Annotated in this window: 12 protein-coding genes; 1 reads left to right on the forward strand and 11 read right to left on the reverse strand. The window is 45.4% G+C overall.

Annotated features, from left to right (window positions below):
* Positions 1 to 3: 3 nt before the first annotated feature.
* The 7 genes from xerD to ACSYSR_RS00350 form a co-directional block, all read right to left on the reverse strand.
* Positions 4 to 891 carry a site-specific tyrosine recombinase XerD gene (gene xerD, locus ACSYSR_RS00320; protein WP_489816468.1) on the reverse strand — a complete coding sequence of 296 codons (888 nt, stop codon included), beginning with the start codon at positions 889 to 891 and terminating at the stop codon, positions 4 to 6.
* 3 nt (positions 892 to 894) lie between these two features.
* Positions 895 to 1,779: a CvfB family protein gene (locus ACSYSR_RS00325; RefSeq protein WP_489816467.1), complete on the reverse strand. Its 885-nt coding sequence runs from the start codon at positions 1,777 to 1,779 to the stop codon at positions 895 to 897.
* A 141-nt stretch (positions 1,780 to 1,920) separates the two neighbouring features.
* The gene (locus ACSYSR_RS00330) at positions 1,921 to 2,367 is read right to left on the reverse strand and encodes a GatB/YqeY domain-containing protein (protein WP_489816466.1); all 447 of its coding nucleotides are present in this window, start codon (positions 2,365 to 2,367) and stop codon (positions 1,921 to 1,923) included.
* A gap of 93 nt (positions 2,368 to 2,460) precedes the next feature.
* The gene (gene rpsU / locus ACSYSR_RS00335) at positions 2,461 to 2,649 is read right to left on the reverse strand and encodes a 30S ribosomal protein S21 (RefSeq protein ID WP_047974532.1); all 189 of its coding nucleotides are present in this window, start codon (positions 2,647 to 2,649) and stop codon (positions 2,461 to 2,463) included.
* Positions 2,650 to 2,951: 302 nt separating this feature from the next.
* Complete coding sequence (locus ACSYSR_RS00340; RefSeq protein ID WP_489816465.1) at positions 2,952 to 4,166, reverse strand: MFS transporter; 1,215 nt, start codon at positions 4,164 to 4,166, stop codon at positions 2,952 to 2,954.
* A gap of 164 nt (positions 4,167 to 4,330) precedes the next feature.
* Positions 4,331 to 4,984, reverse strand: a complete 654-nt coding sequence (locus ACSYSR_RS00345) for a YczE/YyaS/YitT family protein (RefSeq protein WP_489816464.1) — start codon at positions 4,982 to 4,984, stop codon at positions 4,331 to 4,333.
* Positions 4,985 to 5,048: 64 nt separating this feature from the next.
* Positions 5,049 to 5,432, reverse strand: coding sequence for a MarR family winged helix-turn-helix transcriptional regulator (locus ACSYSR_RS00350; RefSeq protein ID WP_489816543.1), 384 nt, complete (start codon positions 5,430 to 5,432; stop codon positions 5,049 to 5,051).
* 103 nt (positions 5,433 to 5,535) lie between these two features.
* On the opposite strand from ACSYSR_RS00350, the gene ACSYSR_RS00355 reads away from it, so the two are divergent.
* Positions 5,536 to 5,976, forward strand: coding sequence for a GNAT family N-acetyltransferase (locus ACSYSR_RS00355; protein WP_489816463.1), 441 nt, complete (start codon positions 5,536 to 5,538; stop codon positions 5,974 to 5,976).
* Between the two features lie 143 nt (positions 5,977 to 6,119).
* Here the strand turns inward: ACSYSR_RS00355 and ACSYSR_RS00360 are convergent, their stop codons facing one another.
* The 4 genes from ACSYSR_RS00360 to ACSYSR_RS00375 all read right to left on the reverse strand — a co-directional run bounded on the left by ACSYSR_RS00360 (position 6,120) and on the right by ACSYSR_RS00375 (position 21,436).
* A complete protein-coding gene (locus ACSYSR_RS00360) occupies positions 6,120 to 6,986 on the reverse strand; it encodes a YitT family protein (RefSeq protein WP_489816462.1) in 867 nt (288 codons plus the stop codon).
* Between the two features lie 233 nt (positions 6,987 to 7,219).
* A complete protein-coding gene (gene aspS, locus ACSYSR_RS00365) occupies positions 7,220 to 9,004 on the reverse strand; it encodes an aspartate--tRNA ligase (RefSeq protein WP_489816461.1) in 1,785 nt (594 codons plus the stop codon).
* Positions 9,005 to 9,006: 2 nt separating this feature from the next.
* Positions 9,007 to 10,311 carry a histidine--tRNA ligase gene (hisS, locus tag ACSYSR_RS00370; RefSeq protein ID WP_489816460.1) on the reverse strand — a complete coding sequence of 435 codons (1,305 nt, stop codon included), beginning with the start codon at positions 10,309 to 10,311 and terminating at the stop codon, positions 9,007 to 9,009.
* Between the two features lie 352 nt (positions 10,312 to 10,663).
* Positions 10,664 to 21,436, reverse strand: coding sequence for a DUF1542 domain-containing protein (locus tag ACSYSR_RS00375; protein WP_491708340.1), 10,773 nt, complete (start codon positions 21,434 to 21,436; stop codon positions 10,664 to 10,666).
* Positions 21,437 to 21,482 lie beyond the last annotated feature (46 nt).

Here is a 21,482-nt window from a genome sequence, read left to right on the forward strand (position 1 = left end):
TGCTCAGGCACGCGGATGAAATTGGTCATAAACCTGACTCAACCGCTTTTTTGAAATATGGGTATAGATTTGCGTGGTAGAAATATCGGCGTGCCCCAACAGCTCTTGGACAATTCGTAGGTCGGCGCCATTCTCCAGAATGTGGGTAGCAAAAGAATGGCGCAACGTATGCGGCGAAACATCCTTTTTAATCCCAGCCCGATTCACTAATTTTTTAATTAACTGCCAAACACCCTGTCGAGATAAGGGCCGACCATGGTCATTAACAAAGAGTGTCACTGTCCGCTGGCCTTTAACTAAGGCCGGACGAGCACTTTGTAAATACTGGTTAATCCAGTCAACCGCAACTTCGCCAATCGGTACAATCCGTTCCTTATCACCTTTCCCAAGAGTTTGAATCAACCCTAAGTCCAAGTGGAGGTCTTCCAGTTTGAGATTAATCAATTCCGAAACACGCAAACCCGTAGCATACAAAACTTCAAGCAATGCTCGTGTTCTCAAACCCAAAGGGGTTAAAACATCCGGTGTCTCTAACAACAAATCAACCTCTTCTACCGACAAAACGGCTGGCAAGTGTTCTGCTTTCTTGGGGGGCTTAATATTTAACATTGGGTCATGCTCAATCAAGCCCTCAGTTTTCAAGTAAGCAAAGCATTTACGCAGCGAAGTAACCATTCGCGCCACCGTGGTATTCGCCCGCTTTTCCAACCGCAACTGATTTAAAAACGCCAGGACGACTTGGTGATCAACCTGGCGCCAAGTTTTCTGATTTTTCTTTAAAAAAACACAAAAATTGGTTAAATCCTGACGATAAGCGGTAATCGTGTTTTTTGAAAGCCCACGATCGACTTGAACGTAATTCAAATAGTCTTCCATCACGTCCGGTAACATTAGCTAATCCTTCTGGCCGGCCTCAGTCAACTGAATGCCGCCGTCAACCTGTCTAATCAGCCGTTCCTTGTACAAGCGACCCAAAGCTCGTTTGAACTGTGATTTTGAAAAACCAAATTGAGCTTTGATTGCCGTTGGATCGGACTTATCGTTAAATGGCAAGAAGTGGTCGGCCTTGCGTTGCAGCTGGATTAGCAAGAATGAAGCATCCTCATCCATCAACTTATAGGCCAGCGGCTTCAACGATAAGTTGACAATTCCTCGATCATTAACACCCAAGACGCGGGCTGTCACAACCTCACCCAGGCGTGGTTCTTGTTCCCGCTGTGAGGGATGAATGAAACCAAGTTGGTAATCATCAGTCAATACTAAAGTACCAACCAACTTGTTGCGGTAAACCGTGGCTTTCACCTGGTCGCCCTTTTTAATGCCAGCACCAAGTTTTGCTTGGCGAGAAACCGCTTGAATAATATCTTGTTGGGCTAATTTCCCCCACAACCGGCCCTTGTTATCTTCCTTAATGGCCAATAAAAGTCGGTCACCTGTCTTAGGCCAAAGATCTTTAATTGTTGGCAAATCATCTAAAGAGACTACCAAATCTTTGTTGGGCAAACCAATGTTCACGAAAACCCCTAAATCATGGCGGGCATTAACAACTGTTCCCCATGCGTACTGGTCCTTTTGAACAGTAGGGATTGTCTTGGTAATCTGGAGACGGTGGCCTTCATTTTGGTAGGCAAAGCCGGTTACAAAACCGCCAACCTTCAAAGGCTTTTCCAGCTCACTCTTATCAATTTCATAGGTTACCCCATCGACTTGAGCAAAAAAGTATTGACTGTTTTCATCGGTCACTGATGCCTTAATGACTTGTCCTAAAGTTGTATCCATTCTTTATCCTTTTCATGCAAATAACCAGAAAAACTGGCTAAGAGTAGTAACTTTTATGTATGCAACCCGCTTAGTCACTTTAATCATTCATCATTCACGGTGTTGCTTTGTCCTTAACATTAGTAGTTTTAAAAACCAGTTTTACTTTGCCAAAGCAGTCTTTACCTGGTCAGCAACAAACTTGCCGTCTGCTCGCCCCTTAGTTTGACTTGAAACAATTCCCATGACCTTACCCATATCGGCTGGACCAGTCGCCCCCGTCTTTTGGATGGCTTCTTGAACGATTTGCTTAATTTCGTCTTCTGACAATTGTGCTGGCAAATATTTGGCCAAAACAACCAATTCACCTTGGGTAGCCTCAGCTAAGTCAGCACGGTTACCAGCCTTAAATTCGGCAATTGAGTCTTTTCTTTGCTTCACTTCACGTGCTAAGACGGCCAATTCTTCTTCTTCTGTCAAGTCATGACCCAAATTAATCTGTTCGTTCATCACGGCTGACTTAATTTGGCGAACAACGGCAAGGGTTTGCTTGTCCTTAGCCTTCATTGCTTCTTTCATATCCGCTTGAACCTGTTCTAATAAGCTCATCAATCTTCTCCTTAGTGTGAGATTACTACTTATCTAATAGTCTACCACGAGACCAAATAAAAAACGCCACCAAAGCGACGTTTTTTGGCCGAATTAACGGTTCTTCTTCTTCTTGTTGCGCTTACGTGCAGCTTCAGACTTCAACTTACGTTCAACTGAAGGCTTTACATAGAATTCGCGCTTGCGGTATTCTTGGAGAGTACCGTCCTTTGAAACACCACGCTTGAAGCGGCGCAATGCGTCATCCAAAGATTCGTTCTTACGTACAATAACCTTTGCCATGTCGATCCCCCTCCTTCCTCGCATTTTATTTCGTATGTTAAACGATATGCATTAAAGACTTATATATTATCTCAATTCTAAGAAAGAAAGTCAACTAATTTTTATAATAAAAAAGTAGGATTGTCGCTGCGGTAAAAAAGACCCCAGCAGCCACCAGGTGTTAGCTGTAATCTGATTACCAAAACAGTTGTTACTTTTAAAGATAACCGTTAACAGGTCTTTCGAACAATCCGTTTTCCGTGGCCGACAGAGCTGACTTTGACAACACTTAACCGCATTTTCGAGCACCTTTTCCCAAGGACTTAGCTGCCAGCACCTAAGCCCTTCTTTCGTTGCCACCACATCAACAAAGCAGTTACAAGCAGCAAAATAAAAATCGACTCGCCATACAGACGAATACCCCCATCTAGAGCTGATTTTGACCCAATGCCATTCAAGGCAGACACGATGGCTGGCGCCAAAGCAGTCCCGGCATTACAACCAACCAGTAAGATTGAATTGGCCAAGCCCATCATCTCTGATGGAACTCGATTAGCAATGGTATCAAATAGATATGTCCCTGCCATTGGATACGCCAATCCAACCACAATCACAGACAAGGTTAATGTTGGTAAGCTATGGGCGGCATTAAAAAAGATAGCACCCACAGCCATAAAGAAAAGTCCGACCAAAAAAATATAACGACGCAAAAAGTGAAAAAAACGACCAAAAAGAAAGCCCATCACCATCGACGTCAGTGTATAAACCGTAATGATTAGTGAAGCCGTCATGCTGCCACCTAGGTGGTGAGCCAAAACAAAGTAGGGTGTATAAACATTAACGATTGAGACCCCAATCATTAATAAACCACAATAGAGAGCAGAACCAGTAATTACCAGCAGGTATTTCAAATGTTTTGGCTGACTAAACTGGACAGAATCACCTTTAGCTGACTGCGGCTGTGATCGATACTCAGGCACCATTCGAATAAAGCCCCAACCGACAATGAATAGCAAGGCATAAGCCAAAAAAGAAGCCCGCCAGGAAACGGCTAGTAAAGCACCCACGCTCAAATTGACCAAAGAGAGGCCAATCGGTTCAAAGGCAGACCGATTGCCCAGCATCTGAGCCTGGTCAGCACCTTCATAAACAAAATCCACCAGTGTAATGGCCAACGAATTAACCAGGCCAATCCCAACTCCAAACAGCAACCGAGTTAAAAAAATCAACCAAAAATTTGTTAAAACGCTGGGCAAGATCCCAGTAATTGCCATCAACATGATACCCGTACTAATCACTTTTTTAATACCAAAGCGGTTAGCTAACTGGCCAGAAAACACCAACACCAAAAGCGCTGGCACCTGGGGAATGGTCGCCAATAAATTAATTAAGGTGGCAGGATAAGCGGGAAAGGCTTTTTGTAAGGCCGGCAAAGCCGGCGTAATCGCGCTACCTGTTGTAATACTAAGTGAGACTGCTAAAATCCAAAACCGGTGACTTCGGGTATTTGGGTCCCAGCGACTTTGCGTGTTTGCCATTGATTCTCTTCTTTCTATTTTATCTTCCTGATCTCCTTATATACCTTCTTTCATTGTACCGCTTTTCATCAAGAGTGACACAGCGTTCAGCAACATTAAAAAAGGGACTGATTACTGTCTCTGAACAGTCTAATTTATAACACAAAATAACCGTGGAAACCTGCTTATAATGGCGCATTTAACCGCAAAAAAGGAAAAGCCCGTTTGTTAAAATAAGCAATTAGTGGTCCATTACAAGCCAGAGAAAAGAGTGTTCCAGCTTGCACACCAACAACAGTGTGCAAATGAAACGCCGTTGCCCCAATCAAAATCACTGGTGGCACAAAGGCCACCAGCTGCGCCCAGGCAAAATGATGATGAAAAAAACGCCTTGTCAGTAACGTCGTGAATGAATCAGTCGGGTACATCCATAAATTTGCCCGTTGATAAAAAGAAGTTCCCAAGCAAACAACGATAATACCCACAATGGCCAAAAGAATGCGTAACCATAAATTTGTTGGTACCATCAAATTTTTTGACAACATCTTAACAAAAAAATAGATCAACTGGCTAAAAAGCAAAACAAACAGCAGCTCACCACTAACCGTCAGCCAAGACCAATGTTCTGATAAAAGCAGGTTAATGCCAATCACGATTAAACCAATTGTCGTCAAGATCAGCGAAATCCCCGCCCCGCTCCACTGCGCCAACCCTAATGCCGCTGCAGTCCACAAGCCATTGCCGGCAGTTGAAATAATTGATAGTGCGTTGCCAAAGGCCACCAGTACCAAGCCTAATAAAAAGAACATTAACCGCGTTCGAATATGATTATTTTCCAAAAAAAATCTCCCTTTTATTCTTACAGTTGCATTTGCAACTGTATCTGTTAAAATAAAGCACAGCTTAACTGTGCAAAATTTTGTTGAGTATTTTGTTCAAATTTGTTAATTCAGATGCAGACAAAGTTGCCAGCCGCTTCTTGATATATTGTCGCTCTAGTTGGGCTAGGACCTCGTAACGGTCACGTGCCTTTTGCGTTGGATAAAGTTGCTTATAATTTTTATTTTGAACAGCCGTGACCTTATCGATATAGCCCTGGTTATCCAATTTTTTCAAGGACCGACTAAGCGTCGTTTTATCAACCTGGATTAATTCTGCCAAATCAGACTGAGTCAGGCCTTCATGTTCCACAATGCGAATCAAATATAAAAACAGATTATTTTCTAATTGATACTGACTAGCAGCCTGGTTCATCTCTTTGGTTGCCCGTCGCGCAATCGATCCCATTTGACGAAACACTTCTAACTCAATCACAGATAAGCCTCCTTTTACACGCAGCAGTTGCATATGCAACATTATTATACAGGAAAACAGAAAGAAGATGAAACCAATGTGGCAAAAAAAGACAATAGACAACCTCACTGCCAATGAATTCTATCAGATACTCAAACTGCGTATCGATACCTTCGTTGTCGAGCAAAACCGCATCTACCATGAACTAGACGATAACGATACAAAAGCCATTCATATTTTTTACCAAGAAGACGAAAAAAGTCCCGTCCTCGCCTATGCCCGTGTTTTTCAAAATGGCAAAGACATTACCTTTGGCCGTGTCGTAACGAGACCAGAGGCCCGTGGTACTGGCCTTGGTAACCAGTTAATGACTCAAATTTTGGCTGTTTGCCAGGAAAATTGGCCGACGCAAGCCATTGAAATTGAATCACAAGAACAGGTTGTGGGTTTTTATGAGAAATTTGGCTTTACGCCGATCGGCCAACCCTTTACTTTTGAGGGGACGCCTCACGTCACGATGCGTCATGAAGTAAAGTAAAAAATTTGCTTTCAGAAAACGATTTTGACTTCACAGTTTTTTTGGAGCTAATTTTAAATCTAGGCTTTTTCCGGGGCTGATTTATTGACCAAAAAAAGCGTCTCGATTGAGAACAATCGAGACGCTTTTGCTTTGTTTAACTTTTAAGGTTCCGGTTCGTAGAAGCGACCACCCGTATGCTCAACCTTTGACTCTGAGTAAAAGGCATTTGGATCAACTTCCTTGATGGCGTACCGCAATTCCGGTAATTCATGTTGCGTTACCACTGTTAGCAGAATTGATCGGTCACGGCCGGTATAACCGCCGTGAGCTGAATCAATGATTGTTACCCCACGACGCATCTTGTTTTGAATTGTGTCCGTCATTTCTTCTGGCTTATTCGTCACAATCATTTCTTGAATTTGTTGCTGGTGAGTATAGAAAAGATCAATAAAGTGGGCCGAAACAACCACACCGATAATGGAATAAAGGGCGTATTGCCAACCATAGGTCAAGCCAGCACCAACCATAATCAAGGCATTGAAGGCTAGGTTAACTGAACCAACCTTCATTCGGAATTGATGTTTCAATTCCATTCCAATGATATCCAGCCCACCGGTACCAACACCACACCGCAAGGCGGTTCCAACGGCCATTCCATTGATACCACCACCAAAGATGGCATTAATCAAAGGATCAGGCGTCAACACTGTTTTTGTCGCAAACAATGGCACAAAGGCTGCCGAGAGTAACACAGCCATCGCCGTAAAGACGGCGAAGCGTTTCGACAAGGTAAACCAAGCCAAAAGCAAAAGTGGCATGTTCACCAAGGCAATCGCCCAGGCAACATTAATTTTTCCGCCGGTTAACGTGTCAACTAATTGGGCTAACCCGGTAAAGCCAGACGAATAGACATGTCCAGGCAGCCAAAAATAGTTCAGCGCCAGCGACAGCATAATTGCGTAAAAGAATGCTCCAACAACTTGATGGAGGTAGTAGTGATCGAGATTTTTTCCTATTTTCCGTATCATTGTTTTTTGCTAGGTTAACTAAGGACGGTCCGACCAATCCTTAATCCCTAACCCTTTTGACCAACTTAAAAGCCTGGTCCTTAGCCTAACGACGCAAATCCGCCGTTCGATACATATATTTTAACAAGATTAGAAAATATTTGAAGAGCAATTTTATAAAAAATAGATAATTTTAATTAAAAAAACAGTAAAAAACGGTATCAAATCAAGTTTGATACCGTTTTGTTAAGTTTTTACTTATTTTCAGCAGCAGTCGGTACTTCCAAACCGAGTTCAAGCAATTGCGCACCAGCAACTGGTGTTGGTGCTTTTGTCATTGGCTCCGTTGCCTTTGAGTTCTTCGGGAAGGCAATTACTTCACGGATGTTATCTTGGCCAGCCAAGAGCATTGCCAAGCGGTCCAAACCAAGAGCAATCCCCCCCATTGGTGGGAACCCGTATTCCATTCCTTCAAGCAAGAAGCCAAAGGCTTGATTGGCCGATTCCTTGCTAAAACCAAGCGCCTTGAGCATCTTTTCTTGAATATCCGTTCGGTGAATACGAATTGAGCCAGAACCCAATTCGTAACCGTTCAAGACCAAGTCATAGGACTGGGCGTGGGCTTTGTGTGGGTCTTCGCCCTCATCTAAGTAATGCAAGTCTTCTTCGTTTGGCATCGTAAATGGATGGTGAGCAGCAATCCAACGGTCAAAGTCTTCTGAATATTCAAACAAAGGCCAGTCCACAATCCAGGCAAAACGCCAAGGATTTTCTTGGTCAACCAAGGCCAAATCAGTTGCTGTTTGGCGACGCAAGTAATCCAATGACGCAGCCACAACATCAGCACGACCAGCACCGAAGAGCAAAAGGTCTCCTGATTTGGCACCACTAGCCCCCACAATGGCTTCACCAGCTTCATCTGCAAAGAACTTAGCAATTGGGCCATTCAAGCCATCATCAGTCACCTTCATCCAGGCCAAGCCCTTTGCACCGAAACGTTCAATATACTGACCCAACTTATCGAGGTCCTTACGAGAATAGTGATCTGCCCCACCAGGAACAGCAATGGCTTTGACGACGCCACCGCCCTTGACAGCATTCGCAAAGACACCAAAATCAGAATCCTTGACCGTTTCTGACAAGTCTTTTATTTCATAGGCAATTCGTAAGTCCGGCTTGTCAGTACCAAAACGGTCCATTGATTCCTGCCATGTCAAACGCGTAATGTCCTCAACCTTTAAGTCGAAGTTTACCACGTCCTTCATGATCTGCTGAACCCAACGACCAACCAGTTCTTGAATTTCGGCAGCTGACATAAAGGAAGTTTCCATATCCAACTGCGTAAATTCAGGTTGTCGATCGCCACGTAAGTCTTCGTCTCGGAAACAACGGGCAATTTGGAAATAGCGATCGAAGCCGGCCCCCATCAAAAGTTGCTTAAATAGCTGAGGTGACTGTGGTAAGGCATAGAATGAACCAGGATAAATCCGCGAAGGAACCAAGTAATCACGAGCGCCTTCGGGCGTTGACTTAGCCAAATATGGCGTTTCAATATTAATAAAGTCGTTTTGGTCCATAAAATGGGTGGCAGAAGCCATGATTTTTGACCGAACACGCAAGTTTTTTTGCATTTCTGGACGGCGTAAGTCCAAGTAGCGGTACTGGAGTTTCAACTCTTCTCCAGCGTTCACGCCATCCTCAATATCAAAGACCGGCGTCTTGGCTTCTGCCAAAATTTCGGCCTTGGTTACCTTAACTTCAATGCCACCAGACTTAATCTTCTTATTTTCCTGACCTTCCGCACGGGCAACAACTTCACCCTCAATAGCCAAAACATATTCGTTTCGGACACCTTGAGCGACATCAAGGGCTGCCTGGTTAGCAGCAGAAAAAGTTAACTGAACAATCCCCTCACGGTCACGCAAGTCAATAAAGACTAGGTCACCAAAGTTACGACGCTTTTGTACCCAACCGGCCAACATCACCGTTTGGCCAATATATTGCTCATCAACTAAACCAGCATAAGTCGTTCGTTTCATTTTTATTCCTCCTCTGCTCCCAATGCCTTCATAATCCCTGCCAAGTCGTCTTGAACCTTCGCCAAGTCCAAATCAGCTTCATGCCCGGTAGCCATATCCTTAATCTGAACCTGATTTGTTTTCACTTCTTCTTCACCCAAGGTAATCACAAAGCGAGCATCGCGACGGTTGGCCGTCTTAAACTGTGCCTTCACTGACCGGCTGGTAAAGTCCAAATCAGCAGAGTAGCCCAAATCACGTAAGGCTGTTGCTAATTCAAGGGTCTTTGCTTGCGTATCCTCGCCAATGTGGACAAGGTAGAAATCAAGGGCAGCCGATTTCATCTCTGCCTGTCCCTGAGCCTGCAAGAGTGAGATCAATCTTTCGACACCTAATCCAAAACCAATCCCTGGTGTTTCTGGCCCACCAAATTCTTCAACCAAACCAGAGTAGCGCCCACCACCAGCAATGGTAGCAGCCCCCTTTAAGTTTGGATCTGTCGTCATGACCTCAAAAATCGTGTCATTATAATAATCCAGGCCGCGAACCATGGTTTGGTCAATTTCATAATCAATGTCCAAATCATCCAAGTAGCCCTTAACCGCCGCAAAATGGGCTTGTGATTCTTCTGAGAGGTAATCAAAAATTGTAGGCGCAGCCGCCACAATCTTTTGATCATTTTCATCTTTAGAATCTAAAATTCGCAAGGGGTTCTTTTCCAATCGAGTCTGTGAATCCTTTGATAGCTCAGCAACGTGGGGTTGCAAATAAGCGACTAATGCCTCCCGGTAAGCCTGGCGAGAACCCTGATCGCCCAAAGTATTCAAGGCAACCTTCAATTCCTTCAACCCTAACGAAGCCAAAAACTTAACCACCATCGTAATCACTTCAGCATCTAAGCTCGGATCCTTTGACCCAAACGCCTCAACTCCGATTTGGTGGAATTGACGGAAGCGACCAGCTTGTGGACGTTCATAACGGAACATTGGACCCATGTAAAAAATTTTGTATGGGCTTTCGTGTTCTGGTCCAAAAAGCTTATTTTCAACATAAGCACGAACCACACCGGCCGTTCCTTCAGGGCGTAAGGCCATGTGTCGGTCACCTTTGTCGTTAAAGTCATACATTTCCTTGGTCACAACATCTGAAGTGTCCCCGGCCGAACGAGCGTAAACGTCAAAGGCTTCAAACATCGGTGTTCTGATTTCCCCGTAACCATACCGGGCGAAAATCTTCCGCGCTTGTTGCTCAATTCGCTGCCATTCGCGCACATTTTCTTCAAATAAATCTGCAGTCCCTTTAGGACGTTGAAAATTAGCTTTTCCCATTTCATCTATTCGACGCCCAGTGCGTCGCCTCCATTATGATTAAAAATAGTTAAAACGATTAGTAAAAAAACGCCCCTAACAGCCTTGCCAAATTGGCAAAGTTGTTAAGGGCGCTTTCGAGCACGGTACCACCTTAATTTCGTGTATTAACACGCTTTAATCCATAACGCGGATAGACGGCTGGGTTAACAGCAACCTTCCAGGTGTCTTCTAATGAAACTATTGTCTAACTTCCACCAACCGTCAGATCGCTTCCTGTCCAAGTTTCATCTTTTCCTGCTCATCGGCTAATCTATTTCTAAGTTTAGCAGTTTTTTAACAACTGTCAATACTTGAAACAAGCTGATTCGCCTTATTTTTCATCATCACGTTGTCGACGTCGTTTACCACTCAAGAAGGTCAGCAAACCAAGTGCAACCAATGGTAATAAGGCCATATTGGCTTCATGCTTCTGCAAACGCCCTGTCATTGGCAAGGCAGGTGCTTGATTTGGAGCAGGTTGTGATGCTGGGAGCGTTTCTGCTGTCTTAACAACTGGTTTCTGCCGGTCACTTTCAGCTTGGACATTAGCCACCACGCCATCAATCTCTTCCTCATTTGTTTGAAGAGCAACCTTCACTTCGTTTTCGGCTGCTGCCAGCGCAATTGCCTGCTTACCCTGTGTAATAATTTCATCAATTTCACGATCAGCCTGAGCAATTTCATCCGGCGTTAAGTTTGGTAATTTGTCAATCTTGTCCTTGGCTGCTTGACCATAACCAGCTAACTGGTTATCAGCATCAGCCTTGGTGTTAACAAAAATTGAGTTTGCAACATCCTTTTGAATTGTTGCTAAGCCGTCATCCAATTCCTGCTGAATGGCTTGCGTTGTCGTTGCTTGATCAATCTGAGCCTTGGCAGCCGCAGCATCCTGGTCGACCTTGGCCTTATCGGCACCCTTTTGGGCAGCCACCAGGACAGTCAGGCCATCAATCGTGGCCTTGGCCTGGCCACTGGCATTGTCGATGGCCGTCTTGGCTTGGGTACGAGCGCTTGCTACCGTTTGTCCACTTATATTGGCAGCAGCGGCGGCAACCTGATCGACTGCTGCTTGACTATTGTTCAAGGCAGTTGTTACCCCGTTGGTATCCGTTGCAGCAGCAATTTGTCCCAGACCGGCCTTCACAGCGGCAGCAATCTCGGCGTCCGCCTGGTTGATTTGATCAGGAGTCAAATCTGGCAGTGCAGCAATCTTATCTTTGGCAGCTTGACCATACTGAGTCAAAGCAGCGGCGGCAGCTTCCTTTTGTGACTGCAACTGAGCGGCAGCGGTGTCGACGTTCAATCTGTCTGTCCCAGCATTTTGAGCTTTCGTAATCTCAGCTGCGTTCGTTGCCTGGACAATTGCTGCCTTGGCAGCAGCTGCATCCTGATCAATTTGAGTCTCACGAGCTGCCTTGTCAGACAATGGTGTCAAACCATCAATGGCAGCTTTGGCCTTAGCAGCGACAGCGTCAATGACACTGTCGGCAGCATTCTTTTCCTTGGTCACGGTCTGCTGGCTTTGACTTTGGGAAGCTAAACTGATATTATCAATGGCTTTTTCACCATCAGCCAATGCGGTTTGAACACTAGCCAAGTTTTGCGCCTGGTTAATATTATCCGTCCAAGTTTGAACCTTTTCATCAATATCAGCATTGGCCTGATTGATTTGGTCCGTGGTCAAATCAGGAAGTGAGGTAATCGTCTGCTTTGCTTGGTTTGCATAGGCCAAAAGTCGAGCCGCTGCATCTCGTTGGGCGTTTTCAACCTGTGAATACAAAACATCCTGGTTGATGTTGTTAATACCAGTTTGCTTTGCCTGCGTAATGGCAGCGGTATCCGTTGCAGCATCAATACTTTGAGCAGCTATCTGCGCATCTTGATCCACTTGGTTTTCCTTCGCCTGCTTTTCTGATTCAGACAAAGGCGTCAAATCCTCAATCGATGCTTTCGCCTTAGCCGCAGCAGCCGTAATAGCGTTTTTGGCATCCTGCTTAGCATCAGAAACCACCTGGTTACTCTGACCTTGAGCCGTCGTTGAAACACCATCAATGGTTTGTTCGGCATTGGTCAAAGCTGATTTTACATCATCAATCGTCTGCGCAGCAGTCAGCGCTTTGTCACCAGCAGCAACAGCCGCTTCAATTTTTGCTTTTGCATCCGCCAAATCAGCTGCTGGTAAATCAGGTAACGAAGTGATGGCAGCCTCCGCATTATCGGCGTATGCCCGTAAACGAGCTGTCGCATCTTCTTGTGCACTCTCAACTTGAGCAGCACTCACGTCATTATTGATAGCGCTTAAACCACTACTTTGATCAGCGGCAACCTGTTCGGTCGTCGTGTCTTGCGCAATCTTTAGCTTTGCGGCAGCAGCATCTTGATCAACCTGATTTTCACGATCCGCTTTATCGGACAAGGGATACAAGCCATCAATAGTAGCCTTGGCTTTGGCAGCAGCAGCATCAATCGCTGAGTTAGCTGCATCTTTAGCAGTTTTCACGATAGCATCGCTACTACTTTGTGACTTTGCTTGCACGGCATCAACCGCCGCTTCGCCATTTTTCAAGGCAGTCGCCACGCCATTGACATCGGTGGCACCAGCAATGTTAGTCTGACCAGCCTGAACAACACTGTTAATTTGAGCATTGGCTTGATTGATTTGGTCTGTTGTCAAATCAGGCATCGAAGCAATCCTGTCCTTGGCACTTTGACCATACTGAGTCAATTCGGCATTCGCCTGTTCTTGAGCTGATTTCAATTGAGCATTTCCGGTGTCGGTATCCAACGTATCGGTTCCAGCCTTTTGAGCCTTGGCAATATCAGTTTCATTCGTTGCGTTATTAATCGCCTTCTTAGCGGCAGCAGCATCCTGATCGATTTGAGCTTCACGAGCTGCCTTGTCAGACAACGGGCTCAAAGCAGCAATGGCCTCCTTGGCCTTAACGGCAGCGGCATCAATTACACTGTTAGCAGCGGCCTTTTCATTGCTAACTGTCGTATTACTGTTTATCTGAGCATTGGTCTGTACGGCATCAACTGCTGCTTCGCCATTCTTCAAAGCTGCCGCCACGCCATTGGCATCTGTCGCACCAGCAATGTTACCCTGACCAGTATTAACAGCAGCATCAATCTGCGCATTGGCTTGACTGATTTGGTCTGTTGTCAAATCAGGCATCAAAGCAATCTTGTCCTTGGCACTTTGACCATACTGCGTTAATGCAGCATTCGCAGCTTCCTTTGCTGATTGCAACTGGCCAGCAGCCGTCACCTTATTAATAGCATCCTGACCGCTATCTTGCGCAGCATTAATACCGGTTTGATTCTGAGCATTAGCAATGGCCGTCTTAGCCGCTTGGGCAGCAGCAGCAATCTGTGACTCAGGGGTCGCCTTGTCCGCTAATGGATTCATACCCTCAAGAGTAGCCTTGGCAGCCTTCACAGCGGCATCAATGGCATTATCAGCCATCATTCGCTCATTCGCAACAGTTGCATCACTAGTATTCTGAGCATCTTGCTGAATGTTTTCAACATTTTTCTCGCCTGCCGCAAAAGCAGTCGCAACGCCGTTAGCATCCCCTGTAGCATCAATTTGTCCTTGAGCAGCCTGCACAGCAGCATCAATTTGGTCATTAAAGGTATTGATTTGATCAGTGGTCAAATCAGGCATCACCTTGATTTTATCCTTAGCTTCTTGGCCATCAGCTGCCAAAGTATTTTTATCGGTTTCCTTCGTTGATTGCAATTGAGCAGCAACAGTGTCATTTGTAATCACAGCTGTACCGGTCGTTTGAGCAGCCATAATAGCAACTTTGTTCTTGGCCTGGTCAATTTCATCCTTGGCATTTTGCGCATCCGTTGCGACCTGAGCCTCACGATTTTGCTTATCAGATAATGGTGTCATTGCATCAATCTGATCCGTTGCTTGCTTCGCAGCAGCATCGATAGTAGCCTTAGCATCTGACCTTTCCTTAGCAACGGTTGCAGCACTCTCGGCTTGGGCTACATCTTCAGCAGCCTTGATGCCGGCTTGACCACTTGTCAAAGCTGTTGCAACGTCATTAGCATCTGTTGCAGCCTGGATTTGATCTTGGCCAGCGTTGAATGCGGCATCAATAGCAGCGTTAGCAGCCGCGATTTGGTCGGTAGTCAAATCAGGTAGAGCCTTAATCTGATTTTTAGCATCCTGATCGGCCTGAGTCAATGTTGCAATCGCCGCTTCTTTGGTTGACTGCAATTGCGCAGCAGTCGTTTGATTGGCAATCGCAGTCGTACCGCTATTTTGTGCAGACGTAATGTCGTTTTTGTTACCAGCCTTAGCAATCGCTTCCTTGGCAACCTGAGCTGCGGCCGCAACCGCTTTTTCAGGAGTCATCTTATCTGCCAACGGATTCATGCCCTCAATGGCAGCATTAGCGTTCTTAACAGCGGCATCGATGGCAGCATCGGCATTCTTTTGCTCCTGTTGAACCGTCGTGTCACTGTTTGTCTGAGAACTTGCTTGGACGGCATCCACAGCCTGTTCACCATTAGTTAAAGCAGTCGCAACCCCGGCCGCATCAGAGGAAGCATCAATTTGCCCCTGACCACCCTGCACAGCAGCAGCAATATCTTGGTTAGCTTGATCAATCTGGTCCTGGGTCAAATCAGGCATCTTCGCGATGGTGTCTTTGGCTGTTTGACCATAAGTTGCCAAGGCGGCATCAGCGGCCTCCTTTTTCGACTTTAATTGGGCGTCGGTGGCAACTTGGGTAATCGCAGAAGTACCAACGTTCTGTGCCGTTTTAATATCCGTTTCATTAGTTGCCTGCAAAATCGCTTTCTTAGCATTATCGGCAGCCGTATCAACTTGAGCAAGACGCATCGCCCCATCCGACAATGGATTCAAACCATTGATGGTATCCTTTGCTTGCTTGACAGCGGCATCAATTGCGGCATCGGCAGCGTCGCGTTCTTGCTGAACCGCTGCATTACTCTGCTCTTGTGCTGTGTCTTGCGCCTGATCAACAGCGGTCTTACCCTCAGTTAGAGCCTTGGCCACGCCATTCGTATCCGTTGCAGCGTTAATATTCGTTTGCCCTGAAGAAACAGCAGCATCAACAGCATCATCAGCCTGCTGGCGTTGATCATCCGTCAAATCGGGCATCGCCTTAATCGCATTCTTGGCACTTTGACCATAGTTGGCCAAATCAGCATTTGCCTTTTCCTTAGCAGATTGTAACTGGGCAGCCGTTGTATCGTTTGTGATGGCTATTGTGCCAGCATTTTGAGCCGCGGTTACATCAGCCATCGTCGTTGCCTTAGCAACTGCATTCTTGGCATTTTGAGCGTCCGTATCAATCTGATTTTCACGACTTTGTTGATCAGATAATGGCGTCAACCCACCTAATGTTGACTTGGCAGCCTTGACCGCAGCGTCGATGACAGCATCGGCGTCACTTTGTGCTTGCTGAACCGCCGATTGATTATTGTTTTGCGCGGTCGCTTGGATGCCATCAATAACCTTTTCGGCAGCCGCCAAAGCAGGGGCAACATCGGCCTGACTAGTTGTCGCATCGATTGCTGACTGGCCTTGATTAACCGCATTGCTAATATCGGTATTTGCTTGCTGACGTTGGGCACCTGTTAAATCAGGCAATGCCATAATTTTGGCATAAGCGTTTTGACCATAGGTAGTCAAATCAGCATCCGCTTTTTCCTGCGCTGATTTTAACTGAGCAGCGGTTTGAATGCCAGTAATCGTGTTACTGATGGCATTTGTTTGATCATTTGTCACTGCAGCAGTTGTGGTTTCTTGGTTAATCAGATTAGTAGCAGCCGTCACGGCGGCGTCAACTTGATTTTGAAATGTCTGAGTTTCATCAGACTGTAACGGCTGCAAACCTCCAATGATGGTCTTGGCTGTCGCACCAGCCTGCGTAACCGCTGCGATAGCTGCTTCTTTAGCACTTGCTAAGGTTGCTGCAGCTTGATCAGCACTAATCTTTTGCAAACCAGCCGCCTGATCGTTGGCAATGTCAGCTGAGTTCATATCAGCCGCAATCTTGACCTTCGCCGCATCCCCATCGCTCTTAATTGCCGCAAGCCGATCAGCTTGGTCCTGCAATGGGCTCAACTGTTGCACGGCTGCTTGGGCATTTTCAACAGCCTGATCAATCGCTCCATCAGCATCACTCTTTGCTTTGGCAACAATCGTAGCACTTTGGGCTTGAGCAGCAGCCTTAATTTTATCAATGCTGTCCTTAGCAGCTTGGAAGTTTGTAGTAACGGTGGTTGTATCTTGACCACCATTAATTGAAGACTGACCAGCCGTGATAGCAGCATCAATCTGGCCATCATAGTCACTGATTTGCTCAGGAGTCAAATCAGGCATAATCGTCTTGTCTGCAATGGCATTCTTGGCATTTTGACCGTATTGGTCCAACTGATGGTTGTCAGCTTCCTTGCTGTTTTGCAAATTAGCAGCATCCTGGATACTACTAATTTGACTACTGAAATCTGTTTGGTCCCCATTGACAGCATTGACAGTCGTTTCCTGATTAATTTGACTTGTCGCAGTTGCCAAAACAACGTCAGCTTGGTCCTGATACGCTTGAATTTCCTTAGAATCCAATGGTGTTAAATGACCAATGGCCGTTTTCGTATCCTGGTTAACCTGTGTTACTGCGGCAATGGCACCTTCTTTGGCACTCTGCAAAACTGCAGCGTTTTTATCATTTGTAATTGCCTGCAAACCGGTCGTTTGATCGCTTGAAATAGCTGCAGTATTTTGGTCGGCAGCAATCTTAGCTTTCGCAGCATCGCCGTCTTTTTGAATTTGAGAAAGACGATTGGCTTGGTCACTGAGTGGGTTCAACTGTTGCACAACTGTCTTTGCAGCCGCAACAGCCTGATCAATCGCATCACCGGCAGTACTCTTAGCATTCTTCACAGTGGTGTCGCTGTTGGTCTGAGCAGTTGCAGTGATGCTATCAATAACTTCCTCAGCTTTTTGCAAAGCCGCTGTGGCATCCGTCACCTGCTGGGCACTGGTGATGTTGTCCTGACCAGTTTGCAAGGCATTTTTAATCCCCGTCGTTGCTTGGCTAATTTGTGCCTCATTTAAATCAGGCAAAGCCGCAATTCGGTTCTGCGCTGCTACTGCATAGTCTGTCAAAACGGTTTGATCACCATCCCGAGTAATTACTAGCACACCGTTTTGCTCTTCAGACTGCGCCAAACTTGGTGTGGTCGTAGTATTGACCTTGGTCTTGGCATTATCACGATCAGCATTGACCTGGTCAATCGCCTGTTGTTGGTTAGCGCCCAAATTCTTTAGGGCACTAATAATATTGGTTTGCTGCAAGGCAGCATCATCCAAGACAGCCTCACTAGCAATCTGAGCTTCCTTGGTTTGACCGGCAGACTGAACAGTCGTGATGTCATTCGTATTAGTTGCTGATTGGACAGACTGCTTAGCCGCTGCTTGCGCATTGGTCACTTTAGTAATAGCGGCTTGCTTAGCAGTGGTGTCAATGTTGGATAGTGCGTTAACCTTGTTTGTTGCAATCAACGCATCATTGTCCAAGGTTGAATTGGCCACCGTTTGGCTAACGGCAACTTGACCATTAATTTGCGCTTCGGCTACTTGCTCTGTATTGGCTGAATTATTAATGTTGGTTGTTGCCGCTGCAACTTGTTGGTCAATGACCTGATCAGCAGCCTGCTTAGCATCGGCCGATAACGGTGCCAAGGCAGCAATCTTAGCCTTGGCATCCGTTGCAAACTGGCCCAAGGCGCTAATGGTATTGGACTTAGCGGTGTTCATCGCTGTTTCACTCTGGCCCTGGTAACCGTTCTTGAGGTTATCAACGTCATTTTCACCAGCCTTCAAAGCTGCCAAAACATCATCAATTAGGCTCTTCGTCCCAATGTTGTTTTGACCATTGGTAACGGCGCGATTAATATCTTGAGCCGCTTGGGCTAACTGATCTGCTGAAAGTCCTGGCATTTGGCTAATCTGCTTTAAGGCGCTTTGACCATAGTCGTTCAATTCAGCTTCTGATCCATCCTGCGTCAAGGTCACATTCGCCGCATTAATCTTGGTCTGTAAGTCAGCTGCACTAGTGGCATTTGATAAATCAGCCTGGGCATTGTTTCGGTGAGTTTCAATCTGTTGCAAGGCGGTTTTCTGGTCAGCGGAAGATATGTTGTTCATGCCTGCCACTTGACTAGCTTGAGTATTCGCATCGCTATCAATGACTGCCGCAGCAGCATCCCGTTGAATGCTCAAGACACCAGAATTTTGGGCATCCTCAACAACATCCTTGGACTTGGCAGTCTGAATGGTAGTAATAGCCGTCGCTTGTTCAGCCTTAACCTTGTTAACCGCCGCCGCCTTGTCAGTATCAGACATGTTTGGTAGGTCATTAATCTTCTGAATGGCTGTATCAGCAGCACCGTTAATCGCCACTTCAGCAGCATTCCGTGAGCCATCCAATGACTTATATACATAGACAACCGTATCGGTGCCGTTGGCCAAAGTCAAGCTGGCACCAGGAGCGACTTTTTGACCGTTTACTAAGACATAACTAATTTCATAATTATCAACAGCCGGTTCAATCGGAATCGTGACTGTTTGACCCGTGATACCAGTCATCGTGATTGGTGAGGCCGGTGACAAAGTCTGACCACCATCAGTTTGATAAGTTGGTGTAACGGTTTGACTATTTCCTTCAACGTATAACTGAACCGTTGGATTGCTTGTCCCAACAGTTGTCATTGTTGGTTGAGTCGCAGTTGTTGAAAGGTGGTATCCATCTGGAACACCATTTTTGGTGTAATAAGAATCGGTCCAATCGATGATATTGCCATAGTTTGATGAAACCGGAGCGGTGGTTCCAGCATTTTGGGCCGACATAATCTTACCAGTATTCTGATCTACGTACTCATACGAGGTTGTCTCTGGTTGACCATAAACATAAACTTTATAAACAAAGTTCGTTCCTAAAACGGGAACAATGGCAACATTTGCCTGACCAGTATCACTATCACCGTTATCACTTGTGGTTGATGAATCACCGCCAGATTGAGCATCCGTCTTGGCACCGGCGTAGACTTGGTTGCCCAAAGCCCACATATAATTGGCAGGCATATCAACTTGAGAAACTTCTTTTGTTTTCAAAGACAAAAACTGACCAATATAAGCATCACTTGGCATGCTAATCAGTTTTTTATCACCAACATTATTACCATTCTGATCGACATATTGTACGTAAATATTACCAGGAGCAATTGAATTGGTTTGAATTTCACGTGATTGGTTGGAAATAATATTGGTTGGAGTGGTACTACCATCGGAATTAACGAGATAAGCATTGGCCGCATTTTTGATGATTAGTTGAGAAAACTGGCCATTGATATCACCATTTGGTGTCGCAGTCGCTGTATCGTAACCGGTCCAAGATGACAAATTCGAATTATTAATCGTAAACGCAGTCGATGCCAATCCAAAGTTATAAATCACACCATAGCCGTTATTAGCCGGTGTTCCGTTCGTATTCAGCATTGCTAGGTGCAACTTTTTTGGTGAAATAAATTGAATAGACGAAGTACCACCTAACGCAACGACCACATCAGGGTAGTATTGATTAATGTCCACCTGGGCGCCAGCATTAAAAATCATCTTAGTATTATTGACTAAGTAAATAGAATATGCTTGCGTCGTTTTTGGAATAATCAAATCAAAGTTTTGCCCAAAGGTAAAAACGGCGTTTTGAACGCCGCCATTATCAGGCATATAGATAAAACGTTGGAAACCATTTTGCGACCAGGTAACATTGTCACCAACCGTCATCCCATTTAAGTATTGGTAAATGGTTGAATAGTTAGCAGATTGACTGACATCATAAAGCGAGGCCGAAAATGATGAACCATCACCCATTGTGATATTGTTTCCATAACCGGCATAGCCTGGGTAGGCAATCACACCCATATAAAAAATCGAGTTTTTATAATCGTTGGCCGTTCGCTGTACCTTGACCGAGGCACCGTTAGCAAAGTTAATACTCGTCACAGCCCGAGTCAATTCATTGGTAATGTTAAACGTGTTTGTCCCAGAAAAGGTAATTTTTCCACCATAGCCCAAATAGGCTAAACGAATGGCATTCGTATTAGCAGCGTCGTTGCTGAGGCTGACGTTATCGACAACCATTGACGTGTATTCGCCCACACCAATCCGAACCAATGATTCATCTTGATTATCGTTATCCCCCCAGTTATAACCTTGTTGGAAGTTGGCGTTAGTTAAGGTAATGTTGTTAGCACTATAACTATCATACATCCGGAAATTGTTTTGTCCCAAATCAATTGTGTGGCCGTTTCCGTTGATAACGACACTACTACTAGCTGGGCGCCAACCAAGACTGCCAGTTGCGCCTGGTGTAATATCTTGAGTAATATTGATATAGGTCGTACTGCCATCTTGCCAAGCGGCATTCAATTGGTCAAATGTTGCTACATCAACCTTCTTTTGCTGATAATTTTGTGGGTTAGTGATTTGATCCGGCACGGCTACGGTCACAGAAGTTGGGGTTTGGACCGTTTGACCGCTATTAACCGTATTATTAAAATCAGTGCGACCACTGTCGGCATTTGGTGTTACCGTTGAGGTACTACTAGTCGACAAATTTGCGCTCAATTGTTCAGAATTAGCGGCAGAGTCAGCCCCTCCTAATCTCATTTCAAGCGTTTGACTGTCGGCGCTATCACTGCCAGTACTTGATTCATTGGCCGACTGACTTTCACTTTGACTAACTGAAGTCGACTGGCTAGTACTTTGGCTGACTGAAGTTGATTGACTAGCGCTAATCGACTGGCTAGTACTTTGACTGGCTGAAACCGACTGGCTAGCAGAACTTGACTGATTTACTGTTTGACTCGTGGTATTATCAATCGGCGCCTGACTTGTAGGAGTCGAGTCGGCATGCACACTTGCCCCATCAACCGCAGTCAACAGACCAAAACTAGCGACCGCAATTGATGCAAAAAGCCAGTATTTACCAGCCTTGTACATCTTGTAATGCTCCTTTGTATGAACGCTTATTTTACGATTTGTTAACATAATCATTATCCGCTTTCTACTTTTATTTCAGCGCAACACATTCAAGAAATAA

It is taken from the genome of Fructobacillus sp. ESL1096 (assembly GCF_058511985.1).

What these genes read in the sequence shown, in the direction of transcription:
- xerD (WP_489816468.1), bottom strand. Translation starts at nt 891, where the DNA reads ATGTTACCGGACGTGATGGAAGACTATTTGAATTACGTTCAAGTCGAT.
- ACSYSR_RS00325 (WP_489816467.1), bottom strand. Translation starts at nt 1,779, where the DNA reads ATGGATACAACTTTAGGACAAGTCATTAAGGCATCAGTGACCGATGAA.
- ACSYSR_RS00330 (WP_489816466.1), bottom strand. Translation starts at nt 2,367, where the DNA reads ATGAGCTTATTAGAACAGGTTCAAGCGGATATGAAAGAAGCAATGAAG.
- rpsU (WP_047974532.1), bottom strand. Translation starts at nt 2,649, where the DNA reads ATGGCAAAGGTTATTGTACGTAAGAACGAATCTTTGGATGACGCATTG.
- ACSYSR_RS00340 (WP_489816465.1), bottom strand. Translation starts at nt 4,166, where the DNA reads ATGGCAAACACGCAAAGTCGCTGGGACCCAAATACCCGAAGTCACCGG.
- ACSYSR_RS00350 (WP_489816543.1), bottom strand. Translation starts at nt 5,432, where the DNA reads ATGGGATCGATTGCGCGACGGGCAACCAAAGAGATGAACCAGGCTGCT.
- ACSYSR_RS00355 (WP_489816463.1), top strand. Translation starts at nt 5,536, where the DNA reads ATGTGGCAAAAAAAGACAATAGACAACCTCACTGCCAATGAATTCTAT.
- ACSYSR_RS00360 (WP_489816462.1), bottom strand. Translation starts at nt 6,986, where the DNA reads ATGATACGGAAAATAGGAAAAAATCTCGATCACTACTACCTCCATCAA.
- aspS (WP_489816461.1), bottom strand. Translation starts at nt 9,004, where the DNA reads ATGAAACGAACGACTTATGCTGGTTTAGTTGATGAGCAATATATTGGC.
- hisS (WP_489816460.1), bottom strand. Translation starts at nt 10,311, where the DNA reads ATGGGAAAAGCTAATTTTCAACGTCCTAAAGGGACTGCAGATTTATTT.
- ACSYSR_RS00375 (WP_491708340.1), bottom strand. Translation starts at nt 21,436, where the DNA reads ATGATTATGTTAACAAATCGTAAAATAAGCGTTCATACAAAGGAGCAT.